The sequence below is a fragment of the Fervidobacterium riparium genome (assembly GCF_025370035.1).
GTDB lineage: Bacteria > Thermotogota > Thermotogae > Thermotogales > Fervidobacteriaceae > Fervidobacterium > Fervidobacterium gondwanense.
Genome location: NZ_CP009277.1, coordinates 407,512 through 424,997 on the forward strand (window position 1 = coordinate 407,512; position 17,486 = coordinate 424,997).

Genomic DNA, 17,486 nt, shown 5'->3' on the forward strand with positions numbered 1-17,486 from the left:
GGTGAAGTGTATGTACTTCAATGTTGAAAAAGTTGTCTACGAAGGTCCAAGTTCAAAGAATCTTTTAGCTTACAAATTTTACAATCCAGAGGAAGAAATCGCTGGCAAGAAGATGAGAGATTGGTTCAGGTTCGCAGTCGCTTATTGGCATACATTCAACAGCAGGGGAGAAGACCCATTCGGTTCTGCAACGTTTGAAAGACCCTGGTTTAAGAAAGATCCGATGGACACTGCGTTTGCAAAGGTAGATGCCTTGTTCGAGTTCTGCGAAAAGACGGGCGTCGAGTATTTCACGTTTCACGATAGGGACTTGGCGCACGAAGGTTTAACTCTAAGAGAATCTAACAAGATTCTCGACAAGGTCGTTGAGAAGATAAAAGAATATATGAAATCGAGCAACGTAAAGTTGTTGTGGGGTACTGCGAATCTTTTCTCGCATCCACGCTATGCGCAGGGAGCAGCAACTTCGCCAAATCCTCTTGTATTTTCGTATGCAGCAAGTCAGGTGAAAAAGATGCTCGATGTGACAAAGGAATTGGGAGGTCTTGGATATGTTCTGTGGGGCGGCAGAGAAGGGTACGACAATTTGTTGCTTACAGATAGTGCGTTAGAGGAAAAGCTGTTTGCAAGGTTCTTGGAGATGGTTGTTGAGTATAAAGAAAGGATAGGATTCAATGGAGTTCTTATGATAGAACCAAAGCCGAAAGAACCGACAAAGCACCAGTACGATTTCGATGCATCAACTGTTCTGTATTTCTTGAAAAAGCACAATTTGTTCGAGCATTTCAAGCTGAACATAGAGGCTAACCACGCAACACTTGCAGGGCATACTTTTGCCCATGAACTTAGAGTTGCAAGGCTGAATGGGAAACTCGGCAGTATAGATGCTAACCGCGGAGATTTGCTGCTTGGCTGGGATACAGATCAGTTCCCAACTGATGTGTACGAAACAACTTTTGCAATGTATGAAGTTCTTGAAAACAACGGTTTGGATTGCGGATTCAATTTCGATGCAAAGGTAAGGCGCGCTTCCATTGATCCGGAAGACATCGTTTACGCACACGTTAGCAGCATGGATGCGTTTGCACTCGGTTTAAAGCTTGCAGTGAAATTGAGAGAAAAGGTAAAACCGATGATAGAAGAGAGGTATTCGGAGTATAATTCTGAAATCGGAATGAAGATTCTGGAAGGCAAAACAACTCTTGATGAGCTGTCTTCCTACGTTGAGGATTTAACCGATGTGAGAGTCAAATCTCTCAAGCAAGAATTGCTTGAGATGGTAATTAACGATGTCATATTCGGCGGGAGGTAATACTGTGAGCAAGATATGCGTCGTTGGGCTTGATGTCGGCACCACCGCAATTAAGGGAATCTTGGTAGATGAAGACGGTAATATATTGACTAAATCAGATTACCCTCTGAAGCTGATATCTCCAAAACCAGGTTGGGCAGAAGAAGATCCGAACGAGTGGTGGAATGGTGTTAAGGTTGTATTGAAAAGCCTCTCGACATATGCCAGAGAGCACGGCATTAGAATCAGTGCGATTTCCACAAGTGGGCAGATGCACAGCCTCGTTGCGGTGGATAAATCGGGCGAGCCGCTCTTTAATTCGATACTCTGGTGCGATCAGAGAACAGGTAAAGAGTGCGATGAGATAACACAAAAGCTTGGCGGGGAGCACAAGGCTATAGAGATTACAGGCAACCCTATATTGACAGGATTCACAGCTGGGAAGATATTGTGGCTCTCGAGAAATTACCCGGAGGTTTTTACAAAATCACACATGTTCATGCTTCCGAAGGATTTTATAAATTTCAAATTGACGAATGTGTATTCAACTGAGCATTCCGATGCCTCCGGAACGGCGATATACGATATAAGAAAAAGGGAATGGAATAATGAGATTTTGGAGATTCTTAACTTAAAAGTAGAACAGCTTCCTGAAATCAAGAAATCAAACAGTATCGTTGGCAAGATTACGCCTGAAACAGCCTATGAGTTGGGGTTGGATGAAGAGATTATAGTAGTGCCAGGTGGTGCAGACAACGCTTGTGCAGCGCTGGGTGTAGGTGTTACGGATTATGATACGGCGATGGTGAGTGTTGGAACTTCTGGAACTGTGCTTGTTCCAACACCTACGGCAAAGCCGGATGAAGAAGGTAGGGTTCACGTCTTTGCACACGTAGTCGATGGTGTCAATTACTACATGGGAGTTATGCTGTCTGCTACGAATTCCTTAGACTGGTTCAACGATATCACAGATTTCAGAGATTATGATATTATTAATAGTGAGGTTGATAGAGTGCCCGCCGGGGCGCGTGGCCTTTTCTTTTTGCCATACCTTAACGGGGAACGCACACCGCACAGAGACCCAAATGCAAGGGGTGTGCTCTTCGGCTTGAGTTCGGCGCACAACCGTTTTGAGATTTACAAAGCTATATATGAAGGCGTTGCGTACGGATTGAAAGATTGCTACGTGCATATACCATCAGCGAACGTAAAAGAGTTTAGGATTACGGGCGGTGGGTCAAAGAGCAAGGTCTGGACGCAGATAATCGCTGATGTTATTGGAAAAAGACTCGTTAAAGTTTCAAGTAAAGAAGGCGGAGCTTACGGTGCGGCTATTCTTGCGTACTCAGCTGTAAGTGGGAATGCGCCCGATAAGGTAGCTAAGGAGTGGATTTCTATTACAGATAGCACAGAACCTAACAAGGAGAGGCACGAGATTTACGAGCGCAATTATGAGATTTTCAAATCGCTTTATCATTCATTGAAAGGTGCGTTCGAAAGTGTGGCAAGATCATACGAATAACCTAACAGAAAACACAACGAGGTGATAACCTTTGTCGATCAGCAAGTACGACAGCAGTAATATAAAGATCCTGAACAAGAAGATCATCCTGAGACTCCTTCATAGAAGAAAGCCGATATCGAGGAACGACATCTCAGAAGTGACCGGCTTGAAGGCAAGCAGTGTCACAAGGCTGGTCAACGAGCTCATAGCCGAAGGGCATATCTTCGAAGCGGGTGTTATGGTGAGCGATTCTCCAGGTAGAAAGAAGATATCGCTTAAGGTAAATCCTGATTATCATATCGCCCTGCTCTTCGATGTCGGCGTTACGTACTCAACAGCTGCGCTCGGGTTTTACGACGGAACGATAAAGGTTATTGAAACTTTCAAGACACCAAAGGATTATTCAAAATTCTTTGAGAAAGTGAAGTATTACTATCACAATTTGAAGAAGCTGTTCGATATATCGCTTGTCGTACTTTCTATTCCAGGTATCGTCGATACAGATAAGGGTATAATAATTACCGCGCCTAATTTGGAATGGCGTGATGTAGAGATTGGTAAGTACTTGGATATCGAAGTGCCGATAATGGCGGACAACGAGGCGAATCTTTCGGTCCTCGCTGAAAAGTATTATTCGAAGGCTTTGTCCAATGTGAACGACATAGTCTTCGTTCTGGTAAGAGAAGGTGTAGGTACTGGGGTTATGCTGAACGGCAAGCTCTTCCGAGGTAAGTTCTTTTCGGCTGGCGAGTTTGGACACATGACGATGGATATTAACTCCGATAAATCCTGCCACTGCGGGAAGACAGGCTGCTGGGAGCTGTACTCGTCCATCAGATACGCTTTGGGAAGAGCAAGAAAAGAACTGAAAAACCATCAAATCACCGATTTTAAGAGCTTGTCAAAGATGCCTGAAGCAAGACAGATATTGCTCGACATGGCTACTAATCTTGGTGAGGGTATAGTGAATATCATCAACGCGGTGAATGCAGAAGCTATAGTACTCGGCGGGGAGATTATAGGAATGCCTGAGTATTTCTATCGGCAGTTGATTTCTGTTGTCAGGAAGAAGGCTTTGAAACCTGCTGCGTCCAAAGTCATCATCATGCCTTCCATCTTTCGAGATATCAGCTCAAACTTAGTCGGTGCAAGCATCTGTGCGATAGAGTATGTTATAGACAATATAAGATAACGAGAAAAACTAATTCACCACGGCACCCTACCGGGTGCTGTTCTTTTTTCAAGTGCCTTTTTAGCTTCTGAGATTACAAATTCCTCATCTGAAAAGACAACAACGCCGGACGTTACGAACGATTTTCTGATTTGTACCTCGCCCGGTCCAAGGTATATTATTGAGTTCAGTAACACTTTTTTCCGGAGCTCTTCAGGGTTCTGAACAGGGATTTTCCAGTACAAGCTCACGGGAATACTATTGAGAAATTTGTACTCGCCGTTTTCTTCGACAATGAATACCGCCTTGTATCCCAATGCGCGCAACAAATTCGCCTTTCCTTCGTCTTCGACAAGGACGGGATATGTGAGTTTTCGTGTTACCAAGGAAGAGACGAGGTTTGTGTCGATTTTCCCTCTGCCGTCGAATACGGGTATTATCCCTGCGTTGCCAAGCCCAGTTGCGAATTTTTCGTATATGTCAGCGGTTATGAATGGCGATTTATTCACTCGGTAGAAATAGTCGTTGTCATCAACACTCAGTGTGTCGAGTGGTCCAATAAGATAGTAGCTGTAACCATCTTGTTTTGCAACACTTCCTACATACTGCCCAACTTCTTGGGCTAACGAAGTGTTCCCGAGACTTCCGAGCGTGAGTAGGCTCACGTCTTTCAGGAAATCTTCCAATCTATTTGTACACAGGAAATTCCTACCGTGTATACTCAGGGAAAAGAGTATTAAAAGCGTGAAGAACACCGTTCTCTTCATTCGACTTGCTGACAAAATCAGCCACCTCTTTCAATTTTTCAACTGCATTTTCAACCGCTATCTTCATGCCCGCTACGTTGAACATGTATATGTCGTTTTCATTGTCACCAAAGACTATTGTTTTCGACAAATCGAAATTGAGATGCTCAGCCAAGAATTGCAAAGCTATACCTTTGTTAGCATCGGACGGTACTATGTCGAGGAATATGGAAAAGCTCTTGAATACGTTTGCTCTGCCATCGACTATCGATTTCAGTGGTTCTATCATCAAGTCAAGCTTCTCAGCCTCGCCAACTGCCAATATTTTGATCGGAGGGTGTGGAAGAGCTTTCAAATCGTCGACCACGTAATACGGTACATCCGCGTGTTTTGAGTAGAGCTTTATTTCGTCATCGTCCTTTTCGCTGTACAGCAGGTCATCAACGTAGGTTTGAACGTGAGTGTTTCTTTCTCTGAGAAAATCGATGACTCTGTATGAGGTTTCCATGTCGAGCGTTTTTTCAAATATAAATCCCTTTTCAGGAAGATATATTACTGCTCCGTTGTATGAGATTATGGGGAAAATGTCTTTTCCAAATACGTTTTCTAAGAGTTTTTTTGCGGAGATGTGCATTCTTCCAGTTGCGAATACAACATTATCCCCGTTTTCCAGTATGTTCAAAACTATTCGCTTCGTTTCTTGAGGAAATTCGTTCTTTGAATTCAGCACTGTGCCGTCTAAGTCGAAGACAAATGTTCTTTTCAATCTGCTTCCCTCCAAAAATTTTCACCTATATTCTTTTCCATTCTCTCCACAGCGCTACGAACTGTTCTTCAGTCAGTCCTTCCGGTCTTTCGTTCGGCTGAACACCTGCTTTTAAGAGTATTTCCTCTATCTTTTGTTTATCGTCAATAAACGTCTTTAGATTATTGTAGATTGTCTTTCTTTTCTGAGAGAATGCGTTCGAAACTAAATTCCAGTAAGATTCAAGTTCATAATTGTCTGAAAATGGTAACTGTTCTTTTCTTGTCATTTTCAGTACAACGCTGTCGACATCTGGATTCGGCACAAAAGCGCTCTTTGGAACTGTAAGCACCTTTTGTACGTTTGCGACGGTTTGGAGCACGACAGTTAGAAATCCGCGGTTTGAGCTACCGGGTTTTTCAAGCAATCTCTCGCCAACTTCTTTTTGCATCATGATTGTGAGGGATTTGAAATTTGTGAAGAGTAATTTTTTGAGTATCGGCGCTGTAATGTAGTACGGGATGTTCGAGACGCATTTATAGCCATCAGGCAAGAAAGATGTATCTAACGCGAGAAAGTCTGAAAATATGAGGTGGACGTTTTCGTATGTGAGTAATCTTTCTTGGAGTATTGGTCGCATCCTCTCATCTATTTCAATAGCAAAAATAGTTGCACCTGTTTGTGCAAGTGCAACCGTTAATGTTCCAGCTCCAGCTCCTATTTCAAGGACGGTATCCGTTTTCTCGATTTCCGACAGCTGAACGATCTTTTCGGCGAATGTTTCGTTCGACAAGAAGTTTTGCCCGAGCGATTTTTTAAGCGTTACTCCGTACTTTTTCAAGTAGTCAGATGTTTTCAGTTATTTCTTCACCCTTTCAACAGTGATGCCGTTGGAATATTCCATCTTCACTATGCCATCTTTATCAGTTATTATCTTTATATCAGTACCTTCGTAGCTCAGCACGTAAATATCTTTTTCCAACCGTTTGAGTTCAGCGATGCCCGAAGCCTTCTCAGTTTTCGATGGATTGAAGAGAGCCTGCGGTATGAGAATCTGGAATTTTGGATGTGGCATTCTCAACATCATCTCGAAGTGTGGTATGATGAAGTTGTTGTCGAGAATCACTAGATTAGGCTCTGAGAAGTTGAAAGTTTTGACCGATGGGTTCTTCGGGTCGTAGTAAGCGTAAAGTGTTATTGTGGTTCTCATCATCTTTTGTGTTGCGATTATCTTCGCAACTATTTCTCCGCCTGTTTTGAAAGTAGCTTCGTAGATTTGGAACATTCCGTTCGCACCGTAAAGTGTCCGCGTCTCAACTAAGTACGTTTCACCGTACTGTATCTCGCTGACGCTTACCCATCCATTCTTCGTTAGCTGGGTCTTGATTCTGCCAAGCTCCATTTCGCCGATGCGGGCAACGTATTCTGCACCGAAGAATACGGAAGTAACTAAGAGAACGTTCAGTAGTAGGAAGAGTTTTAAGATGTATTTTCGCATATTACCACCTCCGCAGATATGATACACCAACAAACTTAGAAAATGCTTAGAAATCCAAAACTTTTTCGATAGTGCCGTACAGAGGACCTGCGGTTATCTTGTTTACCTTCACTAATACACTTTTCCCTATCAGTTCATTACTTCCTTCGAATGAGATGATTTTATTCCTGATATCTCGTCCGTAGAAAAGCCCGTTCTTTGCTTGGGCTTCTACAATCACTTCCACCGTTTTATCTTTGTACGCCTCATTGAGCTCTTTGTTGATGAATTTTTGCAAGTTTAGAAGGTAAGACATCCTTCTAACTTTTGTTTTGTAAGGTACATCGTCTTTGTAGTACTTCCACGCAACCGTGCCCTCGCGTGGAGAGTAGACTGCGAGGTTGAGCCTTTCGAATTTTAGTTCTTTCACAAGGTTAACAGTGTCTTCGAAGTCTTCGTCGGTTTCTCCCGGAAATCCTACAATTATATCACTCGAAATTGAGGCATCAGGAACTATTTTCCTTATATCCTGGATAAGTTGTATGTATTCTTCTCTGGTGTATCTCCTGTTCATTGCCTTAAGTATCTTGTTGCTGCCGTGTTGGACTGGCAAGTGCACTGACCTTGCTATTTTTTCGCTCTCAAGCATGGCTTGTGGTATTTCGAGTGAAAAGTCCGTCGGGTATGATGTGAGGAACCAGAGTCTTTTAATACGTTCTATCTTTGAAGCCTCTCTCAACAATTTGGCAAGTGATGTTCCATCGCCCAAATCTTTTCCGTAAGCATCTACGTTTTGGCCAAGGAATGTGAATTCTTTGTATCCCTTATCTACCAGTGCTCGAACTTCTGTCAAAACACTCTCTAACGTTCTTGATTTTTCCCTGCTTCTTGTGTATGGGACTATACAATAAGTGCAGAATCTATCACAGCCATAGATTATTGTTATCCACGCGTGGTGTTTTGAGCTCCTCGTTTCGACTTTGTGGTACTCTATTTCGCTCAACGTATCGTCAAAGTATGCGTGTCTACTACCATTCTTAGCATTTTGGACTGCCTGCGGAATCTCAGCCAATGCGCGCGTTCCGAGAACGAAAGAAACGCCTCTTTTGAAGAGGTTTTCCTTTTCCTTCTCCGCAACGCATCCCATTATTCCTATTTTCTTGCCCTTCTTCTTCAGTTTGCCTATGTGGCTATATACCTTTTCTTCCGATTTCTTCCTAACCGCACATGTATTGAGGATAACAACATCGGCGTCGTCTTCGCTGTCTGTTATTTCAAAACCTTCATTTAGAAGCAATTGCTTTGCGATTTCCGTGTCGTTTTCGTTCATCTGGCAACCGTAGGTGAAGATATGTACTTTCATGCAAGACCTCCTCGCGTTATACTTCTCCCAATTTATCAAAGTAATTATAGCCTAATTGCGAACGAATTTCAATGATTTACCAAGTTAAGAGATTAATAAGAATAGATAAATTAAAGAAAAAAGTGGGCAGGGTAACCTGCCCACATTCGTTTTCGTTAGTTTATATATCAGATGAGATTTTGTATGTACTCGACGACTACCTCAATCGCTTTGTCGTTGTAACCACCGCGTGGAATTATTATGTCTGCATGTTTCTTCGTAGGTTCAACGTAAGCATCGTGCATGGGTTTTACGGTGTTCAAGTATTGGTTGATTACGGATTCTATCGTTCTTCCCCTTTCGAAGATATCTCTTTGCAATCTTCTGATGAATCTCTCATCGCCCTCGGTGTCGACGTATATTTTGAGGTCTGCAAGTGCACGTAGTTCGTCGTAATAAAGTGCGAAGATACCCTCGATTAGTAAAATGGGTTTCGGATCGATTTTGATACTATTTTCCGTTCTTGTGTACTGTGCGAAGTCGTAGTCCGGAAGGTCCACTGACTTGCCTGTCAGCAGTTCTTTTACGTGCTTTACGATGAGCGTATGCTCGATCATGTCCGGGTGGTCGTAGTTGTATTTTTTTCTTTCTTCCAACGGAAGGTGCGACATGTCTTTGTAGTAATTATCCATAGGGAGCATTACGCATTTGTCAGAACCTATCGATTCCATTATGCGTTTTGCAACTGTCGTCTTACCAGAACCAGTACCGCCACCGACCAAGATGATGTACATAACAAAACCTCCAAATTCTTTCACATTCTCTATTTTGAGAATTTCCGTCTAACGAGATTGACCGCTGCTTCTAAGGATATGCCTCTTTCAACAGCGTCTGAAACACTACCATGCCTTACTGATACGTTGAAGTTCGGTGAAAGGCTATTAATCTTCTCTTCTAACGCTTCAGCCAGAAGAGGAGAACTGCCTTCTCCGTAGATTGCAATTTCGTCTACTTCCAAAAGCATCGATGCGTTGCCGAGCACGTATGCTAATTTTTCAACAACCTCTTTATATAGATTCCTATAAATTGCTATCGCGTTTTCGTCACCATTTTTGGTGATGCTTCTTATCTTTTTCAATTCACTCCAGTAATCTTCTTCGTGTTCGATGAAGTCAACGAAGCGAATGCCTTCCTTTGTGAATTTTTTGAATACAGCGTAGTCAGAAGCAACAGTTTCAAGACAACCGACCGCTCCGCAATAGCACTTTTCATTTCCGCCGTAGTACAGGTGGCCAAGCGGTATGTTTTTGAACTCGTCGCGGCTGAAGAGCGCATGATATTCGTAGTAACAAGCACCTATACCTGTTCCGTAATTCAGAACAAAGACTCTTTCCTTGCCTGAGGTTTTTGATTCGTACGCTGCGATGGCTTCTACGTCTGAGATTATAACATACGGTATGCCAAGTGATTTTAATTTCAGTGACTTAACCGGGTCGTAATTCTTCAATTTTAGTATCCGCGATTCCACTTTTCCATCCACAACGTTTCCAGAAAATGCGATGCCTACACTGTCGAAGTCGTAGAATTTCTCTATTGTTCTCTTTAGCAATTCACTCATTGCTTCATTGTTCAAGTGTTCACTCTTAACTCTATATTCAGCACTTTCGAGTTCTTCACCTTTTCCATTGTAGACAACTGCTCGAATCTTTTCTCTACCTACGCTGACGGCAAGTATAGTCCAAGCGTTTTTGGATATTGAAACAAATTGAGGAGGCTTCCCTATAGTAGGGAGCTCCTCCTCAATATCTATATAGCCTTGCAATTTGTCGAGCAGGTAAGTCATAGTGGAGGGGTTAACACCTATTATTTTCTCAAGCTCTTTGCGCCTTATCTTCTTGTGTCTCAAGATTTGCAGCAGTATCTTGGCTTCGTTTTTCAATAAAATACCTCCAATATGTTTCGAACAAGCTTTGCTTCATTTTCTGCTGTGGTTATTATACATCATATTTTTCATTTAACAACAGACTTTATAACTTCCAAATACCTCCTCACGTGGGCAGTTGACAGATATGTTCTTCTGACCTTTTCTTTCGCTTTCTTTCCAAATTCGTCAAGTTTTGTTTTATTTTCCAAAAGTTCTGAAATGGCGTCTGCCAAGTCGTTCACTTCGGTTCTGAGGTATCCGTTGACACCGTCATCTATCTGTATTTTCACTCCGCCAACTGGTCTTGCAACGACTGGATGTTCTTTCCACATCATTTCGCTGATTACAAGTCCAAAGCCCTCCCTCGTTGCTGTGTGCAAGCCAATGGTTGAGAGCCTTTGGATGGCGTTGACTTCAAGATGGCTCACGCCTTTGAGGTCAGTTAAGAAGAGTATATCTTTATCCGTACCAGCGTACCTGAGAACATCCTCGAAGAACAACCATCCTTCTGGATCGTCTTTTGCCATTGCAGACACGATTGCAAGCTGGACATCGTGTTTTTCTTTAACTTTTCTGTAAACGTCGATGGATGAGAAGAGATCCTTCCATGGGTCGAACCTTGCAACGACAGTGATGAGTGGTTTAGATGTGTTGATGTTGTACCTGTCAGCAACCTCCATCATCTCTCCATGGCTCATCTCTCTATTTTTCGGGCTGAGTGGGTCAATGCTTGGTGGAAACTCCACTGCTATCTTATCAAATGGAGCTCTTACATAGTCCATTATGTGGAAGAGCGCTTTCTTGTAAATGGTCATTTTAGATGTGAGCCTGTCCCATACCTTCAGATTAGGCGTGCTTGTGTCAATGTGACAGCGCCAGATGTATTTTGTATTCGAAGAATGTCTGTAAATCGGTATATATGCCGGCTGTGGGTCGTGGATGATTACCACGTCCGCGTCAAGATTGAGCTTCTTAGCGTTTTCTTCGTTGATTTTTTCATATAGCGCCCACTCTTCATCGGTTATTTCGATATCCGCGCCCTGCAATGTGTTGTGCAGCTTCTTCGTGACGTTGAAAAATTCCATAGGTGCTTCCAAGACTTCCCAAGTAGCGTCTAATCCTGCATCTCTCATCAAAGGAACAATTGTCATGAGCAGTTCGGCGACCCCACCGCCGTATGCGGTAGCGTTTACGTGCACAACTTTGAGCCCTTTGAGTTCTTTTCCAAGTTCGAATATTGCTTCAACATCCTCTTTCGCAAAAACGCTATAGTTAGAAAGTCTTTTGACAGGTAGTTCTACCGTCATATACCTTACCTCCTTCTGTTTGTGATTAGATTGGAAATTATTTCAATATTCCATGTTATATTCGAAATTCGAATATTATTTTCATCTTATTTTACCGCACGTTTGTATAAATTATCGATGGTTAATTTTGATGAAAATTGATAAAAAAATTCTTATAACTATCTATAGAGATACCAATCTTTTATAATCTTGTGAATGTTTTTTCGTTCTCACAAAAGCAATATTTTGTTATTCAAGATTGGCTATGATATACTGAGTTTGAATTTCGAATTTACCCACATCACATTTTGGGAGGTGTACGTATGAAGAAGTTTTTATTGGTAGCTTTACTATTGGTACTGTCTGTGGTAGCGTTTTCGAGAGTAACCATAACAATGACAGCGGGTGCGGTAGGTAAGGAACTTGAGGTATTGTATGCTCAGCTTGATGCATTTATGAAACAGAACAAGGACATCAAAGTTTCAGTTATGCCAATGCCAAACTCATCAACGGAAAGACACGACCTTTATGTCACGTACTTAGCTTCCGGTGAAAAGGAACCAACGATACTTATGCTTGACGTTATCTGGCCAGCAGAGTTTGCACCATACCTCGAAGATTTAACAGCGGACAAGGATTACTTTGAGCTCAGCAAATTCCTCCCCGGAACAGTTAAGGCAGCAACAGTTGGCGGAAAGATCGTCGCAGTTCCATGGTTCACAGATGCTGGTTTGCTTTACTACAGAAAAGATTTACTCGACAAGTACGGCTTCAAGAATCCTCCAAAGACATGGGATGAACTTGTAAACATTGCAAAAACAATAACAGCGAAGGAAAAGAACATCCAAGGATTTGTATGGCAAGGTGCAAGGTACGAAGGTTTGGTTTGTGATTTCATGGAATACTTGATTTCCTTTGGCGGAGATGTTCTTGATGACGCAGGAAATGTTGTAGTCAACAGCCCAGCAGCTGTAAAGGCTCTCCAATTCATGGTTGATTTAATTTACACACACAAAATCTCTCCACAAGCAGTCACAACATACATGGAAGAAGAAGCAAGAAGGGCATTCCAGAACGGTCAAGCAGTCTTTATGAGAAACTGGCCATACGCATGGGCTCTTCTCAACGATCCGAAAGAATCAAAAGTTGCAGGTAAAGTCGGCGTAGCTCCACTTCCAGCAGGTCCATCTGGAAAGTCAGCTGCAACGCTCGGTGGTTGGATGCTCGGCATCAACAAGAATGCAACACCCGAAGAAAAGGCAGCCGCAAAGAGACTTGTAAAGTTCCTCACAGGGTATGATCAACAACTTTACAAAGCAGTCAATGCAGGCCAGAACCCAACGATGATGGATGTCTACAAAGATCCAGCACTCAAGAAAGCAGCTCCATTCATGGTCGAATTGTACGGTATGTTCATTAACGCAGCTCCAAGACCAAGAACAGCAAAGTACAGCGAAATTTCCGATGTAATCCAGAAATACGTGCACGCAGCACTCACAAAACAAACAACTCCACAAAAAGCAATTGAAGACATGGCAAAAGAGCTTAACAAGGTGCTTGGAAAATAAGCAAGTCTCATATCCTACATCTTCCTAAAAATCTTGCAAAAAAGGGCTTTGAGAGTGATAAAATATAACCGGGGGAATACCCCCGGTTTTTCAAAAAAGTTCTTTTGTTCGAAATCCGGGAGGTGGATCTCTTTGAAGGTCAAAACGAGGGAAACAGTCGTCGCTTGGTGGATGGTGCTGCCAGCTTTGTTAGTTATATCTGTAATCGCATTTTTTCCACTTTTTAAGACATTCTATGACAGTTTTTACGAATTTGGTTTGAGACCAGATATAGAGAAGAAATTTGTCGGTTTTAAAAATTATGTTGATTTATTCCACGATGACAGATTCTTGGCAGCATTGAAAACAACTATCGTTTTTACTGTCGTCTCCGTTGCTTTAGAAACTCTCTTTGGACTGTTAATAGCTATCGTGGTTAATCAGCCATTCAAATTTAGAGGCGCAGTTAGAGCTGCAATGCTTATTCCATGGGCTATTCCTACTGCGATTTCTTCGCAGATGTGGAAGTGGATGTTTAACGACCAGGGTGGCATCATGACCAAATTACTTGAAACGTTACGTATAGTTGAACCTGGATTCCCGATTTTGGGTTCGCCGGATACTGCACTTTGGGCAATAATAGCAGTCGACGTGTGGAAGACAACACCGTTTATGGCACTTTTAATCTTAGCTGGTCTTCAATTGATACCAGAAGAATTGTATGAGGCGGCAAGAATCGATGGAGCGAATTTGTGGCAGAGATTTACGAAGATCACTTTGCCAATGCTGAGCTCAACTATAGCGGTTGCTTTGATATTCAGAACGCTTGATGCTCTGAGAGTATTCGATGTTGTGTTCATAATGACGCGCGGAAGCGTCGGAACTGAGACATTAGCTGTTTACAACAGGGTATTGCTTATGGATAGGGCGTTCACTGGCGCATGGTTCGGCTACGGTTCTGCACTCTCTGTGGTTATATTCCTACTGATTTCAATTTTCGCAATTATATATATAAAGTCTTTAAAGCTTAAGCTCGATTAATTGGTTTGCATTCGAGAGGTGATCAAAATGACAACTAAAGCTAAGAGAAGTACGATGAAATTTTTGCTTATATTATCTGTTATTTTTATCTTGGTTTGGTGTATCTTCCCATTTTACTGGGCTCTTATTTCTTCGCTTAAGCCGAATATAGAGCTCTTCGACCCTAATCCGACGTTGCTTCCAAGAAATCCAACATTTTCTAATTACGTGAAGGTCTTCCAGGAGAGGCCATTCCACGAAAACATATGGAACAGCATCGTTGTATCTGGTATAACGACGCTGACGACGCTTATCTTTGGCTCATTTGCAGGGTACGCGATTGCACGTTTGCACATGAGGGGAAAAGCTATCGTGATGGCTTTAATTCTCGCAGTGAGTATGTTCCCGCAGATATCTATACTCGGTTCGCTTTTCGTTATTCTAAGAAGACTTGGGTTTATTAACACATATCAAGGTTTGATACTACCGTATGTAGCTATCACGCTCCCGCTTACAACGTGGATACTGCAGAATTTCTTTAGAGACCTTCCGAAAGAGGTCGAAGAAGCTGCAGCTATAGATGGTTGTTCAAGACTTCGCACTCTCTTTCAGATTGTGTTTCCAATGTCAGCTCCGGGTCTTGTTGCAACTGGGCTTTTGACGTTTATAACCGCTTGGAATGAGTTCCTCTTTGCATTCACCTTTATGCAAAAGCCTGACTTTTATACAGTACCTGTCGCAATAGCGATGTTCGCTGGTAGAAGTCAGTACGAGCAACCGTGGGGACAGCTCATGGCCGCTGCGGTTATCGTCACAGTGCCGCTCGTAGCACTTGTACTTATCTTCCAGAACAGAATTATCGCCGGTCTTAGTTCGGGTGCGGTGAAAGGATAAAGAAACGGTTGCAGAACGGAGCAAATTTAGGTTGGTGAATTGTTGATGGTATTGTTCGTTGGTGAGTTGTTAGCCGATATGATTACCGAAGAGCTTTTTCAAGAGGCTGAGAATTTTGTTTTGAAGATTGGTGGTTCTCCGGGGAATATAGCGCGATACAGTGCACAACTCGGCGTACCTTCAAGGATGCTTTCGAGGGTGGGAAATGACCCGATCGGAGGAAGAATTCTGAAAAGGCTCGCAGAGTCCGGGGTGGATGTGTCTTTTGTTCAAGAAGATAATATCCACGGAACTACTTTGGTGTTCGTTCAGAAAACGCCTGGCAGTCCTGACTTTTTCGTCATCCGCGGTGCAGATCAATACCTCGAATTGGCGGATGATGAAATTGAAAGGGTCCTTGAAGGAGTAAAGGTTGTGCATTTTAGCTGTTGGATGCTGTCGAGGTGCAATTTGTACGAGCTTACGATGAGAATTGTCAAAGTAGCTTCTGAAAAAGGGATATCAGTAAGTTTTGATCCAAACTGCCGTGATAAGTTGTTCGAATGTGGAAAAGTTGATAGCGAAAAGGTTATGAGTATACTTCAGTATGCAACATATTCAAAACCTTCGCTTGATGATTGTGTTGCGATTTTTAAGGACGAAACTGATATGAACTCTCCTATTGAAAACGCAGTCAAATACTATGTAGAGAGATTTCATCAGTTAGGTGTGAAATACGTTGTCTTAACCGCAGGTAAGCTCGGTGCTTACGCGTCTGATGGAAAAGAGCTTGTTCATATACCGCCTTCCGCAAAAAGAGTTGTTGATGCAACGGGTGCTGGTGATGGTTTTTGGGCAGGCATGTACTATGGTTTAACGAAAGGATACGACTTTTTCAAGGCTTGTGAACTTGGAAGTAAGGTAGCAGGTCATATCGTTGGATTTGTAGGAGCGGATGTGCCACTAAACGAACTTGGCTTGAGTGATAAGAATTATTATGAGAAGGGGTTGGAATATGATTAGGAAAGTCGCTTTTTTTAATCCGCAGGGCAATTTCGACAGGAACGACAGCCACCTTACCGAACACCCAGATTTCGGAGGACAGTTAGTATATGTGAAGGAAGTTGCCAAGGCGATGGGTGAACTTGGCGTGGAGGTTGATATAATCACAAGGCAGATTATCGATGAGGATTGGTCAGAATTCGCAGATGCCTATGATTATTATCCCGATGCGCCGAACGTGCGAATTGTGAGAATACCTTTCGGTGGTGAAAAATTCTTAAGGAAGGAAGACTTATGGAAATTTTTGCCTGATTACGTTGAAAAAATATACGAGTTCTACAAGTCTGAAGGAAAATTTCCCGATTTTGTGACAACGCACTACGGTGATGGCGGTATAAGTGGAGTGCTGTTCTTAGAGAAATCTGGTATTCCATTTTCGTTTACAGGTCATTCACTCGGTGCTTGGAAGATGGATAAAATCTTATCTTCTGGTATTTCTGTTGAGAAAGCAGAAAAGAAGTACAGGTTTTCTGTAAGACTTTTAGCAGAAAACCTCGCTATAAAGTATGCTTCTTTCGTTGTTTGCAGCACAAGTCAGGAACGATACGTCCAGTATTCGCACAAAGCTTACAATGCTGATCCGTACAGCGATAAGTTCAAAGTTATTCCGCCTGGGATTAATAGCTCTATATTCAACACTGAGAGCAAACAAGAGGACGAGTACGTGAAGAAATACTTAGACAGCATCATTTCAAAAGCTCCTGTAAAGAGGCAAAAATTGCCTTTTGTAATCATGTCGAGCAGGTTGGACAGAAAGAAGAACCATATCGCTGTCGTGAAGGCGTTTATGAAAAATGAAGAACTCAGAGGTTCCGCAAATTTGCTGATAGTTGTTCGAGGAGTTGACGATGCCTTTAAATTTGTAGACACACACAGCACCGAAGAAGCAGAGATCCTAAGGGAAATATTAAATGTTGCAGGAAATGAAGTAGGTATTAGTGTATTTTTTGCGAACATATCTGATCAAAGAAACTTAGCAGGGCTTTACAGAACCACCGCACAGAGGGGTTCTGTTTTCGTACTTCCGGCGATATATGAGCCATTCGGGCTTGCAATAATCGAGGCTGCCGCCTGTGGGCTTAAAGTTGTTGCTACAAAGAACGGAGGTCCATCTGAAATATTCGCTAATGGTGAGGGGTTGCTTATAGATCCGGAAGATACTCACGATATCGGACACAAAATATATGTAGCTTTAACTCAGTTCGATGCGCAAAAATCATTAGAAACTGCAAGAAAGTACAGCTGGAAAAATACTGCTCTCGGGTATTTAGAAAACATCCAAAAGGCTCTTGAAAACAAACGAACATCGATAGATGAGGGCGACATAAAAAGATTTTTTGAGATAATCAAGTGCATATAGGGTATTTAAAAGAATAATATTCTTTAAGAAAGGGCAGAACACTTTCTGCCCTTTTTATTTTTACAACAGCTTGGTTGAATTATTAAAGCATGGATGATAAAATATTAGAGTAAGCTACTACTCGGTATTTCAAAGAGG

General features: G+C 42.3%; 16 protein-coding genes. 8 read left to right on the top strand and 8 right to left on the bottom strand.

Annotation, left to right across the window (positions count from 1 at the left end):
* Window positions 1-10: 10 nt before the first annotated feature.
* From xylA to IB67_RS01830, 3 genes are read left to right on the top strand one after another with little or no spacing between them, the layout of a single operon-like run.
* Complete coding sequence (gene xylA, locus IB67_RS01820; protein ID WP_072757164.1) at window positions 11-1,312, top strand: xylose isomerase; 1,302 nt, start codon at window positions 11-13, stop codon at window positions 1,310-1,312.
* 4 nt (window positions 1,313-1,316) lie between these two features.
* Window positions 1,317-2,813 carry a xylulokinase gene (xylB, locus tag IB67_RS01825; RefSeq protein WP_245789392.1) on the top strand — a complete coding sequence of 499 codons (1,497 nt, stop codon included), beginning with the start codon at window positions 1,317-1,319 and terminating at the stop codon, window positions 2,811-2,813.
* A gap of 31 nt (window positions 2,814-2,844) precedes the next feature.
* Complete coding sequence (locus tag IB67_RS01830) at window positions 2,845-3,987, top strand: ROK family transcriptional regulator (RefSeq protein WP_084634268.1); 1,143 nt, start codon at window positions 2,845-2,847, stop codon at window positions 3,985-3,987.
* 14 nt (window positions 3,988-4,001) lie between these two features.
* Here the strand turns inward: IB67_RS01830 and IB67_RS01835 are convergent, their stop codons facing one another.
* From IB67_RS01835 to IB67_RS01870, 8 genes are all read right to left on the bottom strand, one after another.
* Window positions 4,002-4,748: a hypothetical protein gene (locus tag IB67_RS01835; RefSeq protein WP_339745990.1), complete on the bottom strand. Its 747-nt coding sequence runs from the start codon at window positions 4,746-4,748 to the stop codon at window positions 4,002-4,004.
* Window positions 4,675-5,478, bottom strand: a complete 804-nt coding sequence (locus tag IB67_RS01840; protein WP_072757157.1) for a Cof-type HAD-IIB family hydrolase — start codon at window positions 5,476-5,478, stop codon at window positions 4,675-4,677. The genes IB67_RS01835 and IB67_RS01840 overlap by 74 nt, the downstream gene beginning before the upstream one ends.
* A gap of 25 nt (window positions 5,479-5,503) precedes the next feature.
* Entirely contained in the window at window positions 5,504-6,298 is a 795-nt protein-coding gene (rsmA, locus tag IB67_RS01845; RefSeq protein WP_339745994.1) for a 16S rRNA (adenine(1518)-N(6)/adenine(1519)-N(6))-dimethyltransferase RsmA, read from the bottom strand.
* An 18-nt stretch (window positions 6,299-6,316) separates the two neighbouring features.
* Entirely contained in the window at window positions 6,317-6,955 is a 639-nt protein-coding gene (locus IB67_RS01850) for a hypothetical protein (RefSeq protein WP_498875395.1), read from the bottom strand.
* A 46-nt stretch (window positions 6,956-7,001) separates the two neighbouring features.
* Window positions 7,002-8,297, bottom strand: coding sequence for a tRNA (N6-isopentenyl adenosine(37)-C2)-methylthiotransferase MiaB (miaB, locus tag IB67_RS01855; protein ID WP_498875396.1), 1,296 nt, complete (start codon window positions 8,295-8,297; stop codon window positions 7,002-7,004).
* Window positions 8,298-8,464: 167 nt separating this feature from the next.
* Window positions 8,465-9,070 carry a uridine kinase gene (gene udk / locus IB67_RS01860; RefSeq protein WP_339746003.1) on the bottom strand — a complete coding sequence of 202 codons (606 nt, stop codon included), beginning with the start codon at window positions 9,068-9,070 and terminating at the stop codon, window positions 8,465-8,467.
* A gap of 29 nt (window positions 9,071-9,099) precedes the next feature.
* Window positions 9,100-10,215, bottom strand: coding sequence for an ROK family transcriptional regulator (locus IB67_RS01865; protein WP_498875397.1), 1,116 nt, complete (start codon window positions 10,213-10,215; stop codon window positions 9,100-9,102).
* Between the two features lie 71 nt (window positions 10,216-10,286).
* Complete coding sequence (locus tag IB67_RS01870; protein ID WP_339746009.1) at window positions 10,287-11,507, bottom strand: glycosyltransferase; 1,221 nt, start codon at window positions 11,505-11,507, stop codon at window positions 10,287-10,289.
* A 302-nt stretch (window positions 11,508-11,809) separates the two neighbouring features.
* Between IB67_RS01870 and IB67_RS01875 the strand changes: the two genes are divergently transcribed.
* The 5 genes from IB67_RS01875 (at window position 11,810) to IB67_RS01895 (ending at window position 17,348) form a co-directional block, all read left to right on the top strand.
* Window positions 11,810-13,054, top strand: coding sequence for an ABC transporter substrate-binding protein (locus IB67_RS01875; protein ID WP_339746012.1), 1,245 nt, complete (start codon window positions 11,810-11,812; stop codon window positions 13,052-13,054).
* Between the two features lie 171 nt (window positions 13,055-13,225).
* Complete coding sequence (locus tag IB67_RS01880; protein WP_339746175.1) at window positions 13,226-14,074, top strand: carbohydrate ABC transporter permease; 849 nt, start codon at window positions 13,226-13,228, stop codon at window positions 14,072-14,074.
* Between the two features lie 27 nt (window positions 14,075-14,101).
* Window positions 14,102-14,947: a carbohydrate ABC transporter permease gene (locus IB67_RS01885; protein ID WP_498875398.1), complete on the top strand. Its 846-nt coding sequence runs from the start codon at window positions 14,102-14,104 to the stop codon at window positions 14,945-14,947.
* Window positions 14,948-14,992: 45 nt separating this feature from the next.
* Window positions 14,993-15,949: a carbohydrate kinase family protein gene (locus IB67_RS01890; RefSeq protein ID WP_498875399.1), complete on the top strand. Its 957-nt coding sequence runs from the start codon at window positions 14,993-14,995 to the stop codon at window positions 15,947-15,949.
* Entirely contained in the window at window positions 15,942-17,348 is a 1,407-nt protein-coding gene (locus tag IB67_RS01895; protein WP_498875400.1) for a glycosyltransferase, read from the top strand. Before IB67_RS01890 ends, IB67_RS01895 begins: the two co-directional genes overlap by 8 nt.
* The last annotated feature ends 138 nt before the right edge of the window (window positions 17,349-17,486 follow it).

What these genes read in the sequence shown, in the direction of transcription:
- IB67_RS01885 (WP_498875398.1), top strand. Translation starts at nt 14,102, where the DNA reads ATGACAACTAAAGCTAAGAGAAGTACGATGAAATTTTTGCTTATATTA.
- IB67_RS01875 (WP_339746012.1), top strand. Translation starts at nt 11,810, where the DNA reads ATGAAGAAGTTTTTATTGGTAGCTTTACTATTGGTACTGTCTGTGGTA.
- miaB (WP_498875396.1), bottom strand. Translation starts at nt 8,297, where the DNA reads ATGAAAGTACATATCTTCACCTACGGTTGCCAGATGAACGAAAACGAC.
- IB67_RS01850 (WP_498875395.1), bottom strand. Translation starts at nt 6,955, where the DNA reads ATGCGAAAATACATCTTAAAACTCTTCCTACTACTGAACGTTCTCTTA.
- IB67_RS01880 (WP_339746175.1), top strand. Translation starts at nt 13,226, where the DNA reads ATGGTGCTGCCAGCTTTGTTAGTTATATCTGTAATCGCATTTTTTCCA.
- IB67_RS01890 (WP_498875399.1), top strand. Translation starts at nt 14,993, where the DNA reads ATGGTATTGTTCGTTGGTGAGTTGTTAGCCGATATGATTACCGAAGAG.
- IB67_RS01870 (WP_339746009.1), bottom strand. Translation starts at nt 11,507, where the DNA reads ATGACGGTAGAACTACCTGTCAAAAGACTTTCTAACTATAGCGTTTTT.
- IB67_RS01895 (WP_498875400.1), top strand. Translation starts at nt 15,942, where the DNA reads ATGATTAGGAAAGTCGCTTTTTTTAATCCGCAGGGCAATTTCGACAGG.
- xylA (WP_072757164.1), top strand. Translation starts at nt 11, where the DNA reads ATGTACTTCAATGTTGAAAAAGTTGTCTACGAAGGTCCAAGTTCAAAG.
- udk (WP_339746003.1), bottom strand. Translation starts at nt 9,070, where the DNA reads ATGTACATCATCTTGGTCGGTGGCGGTACTGGTTCTGGTAAGACGACA.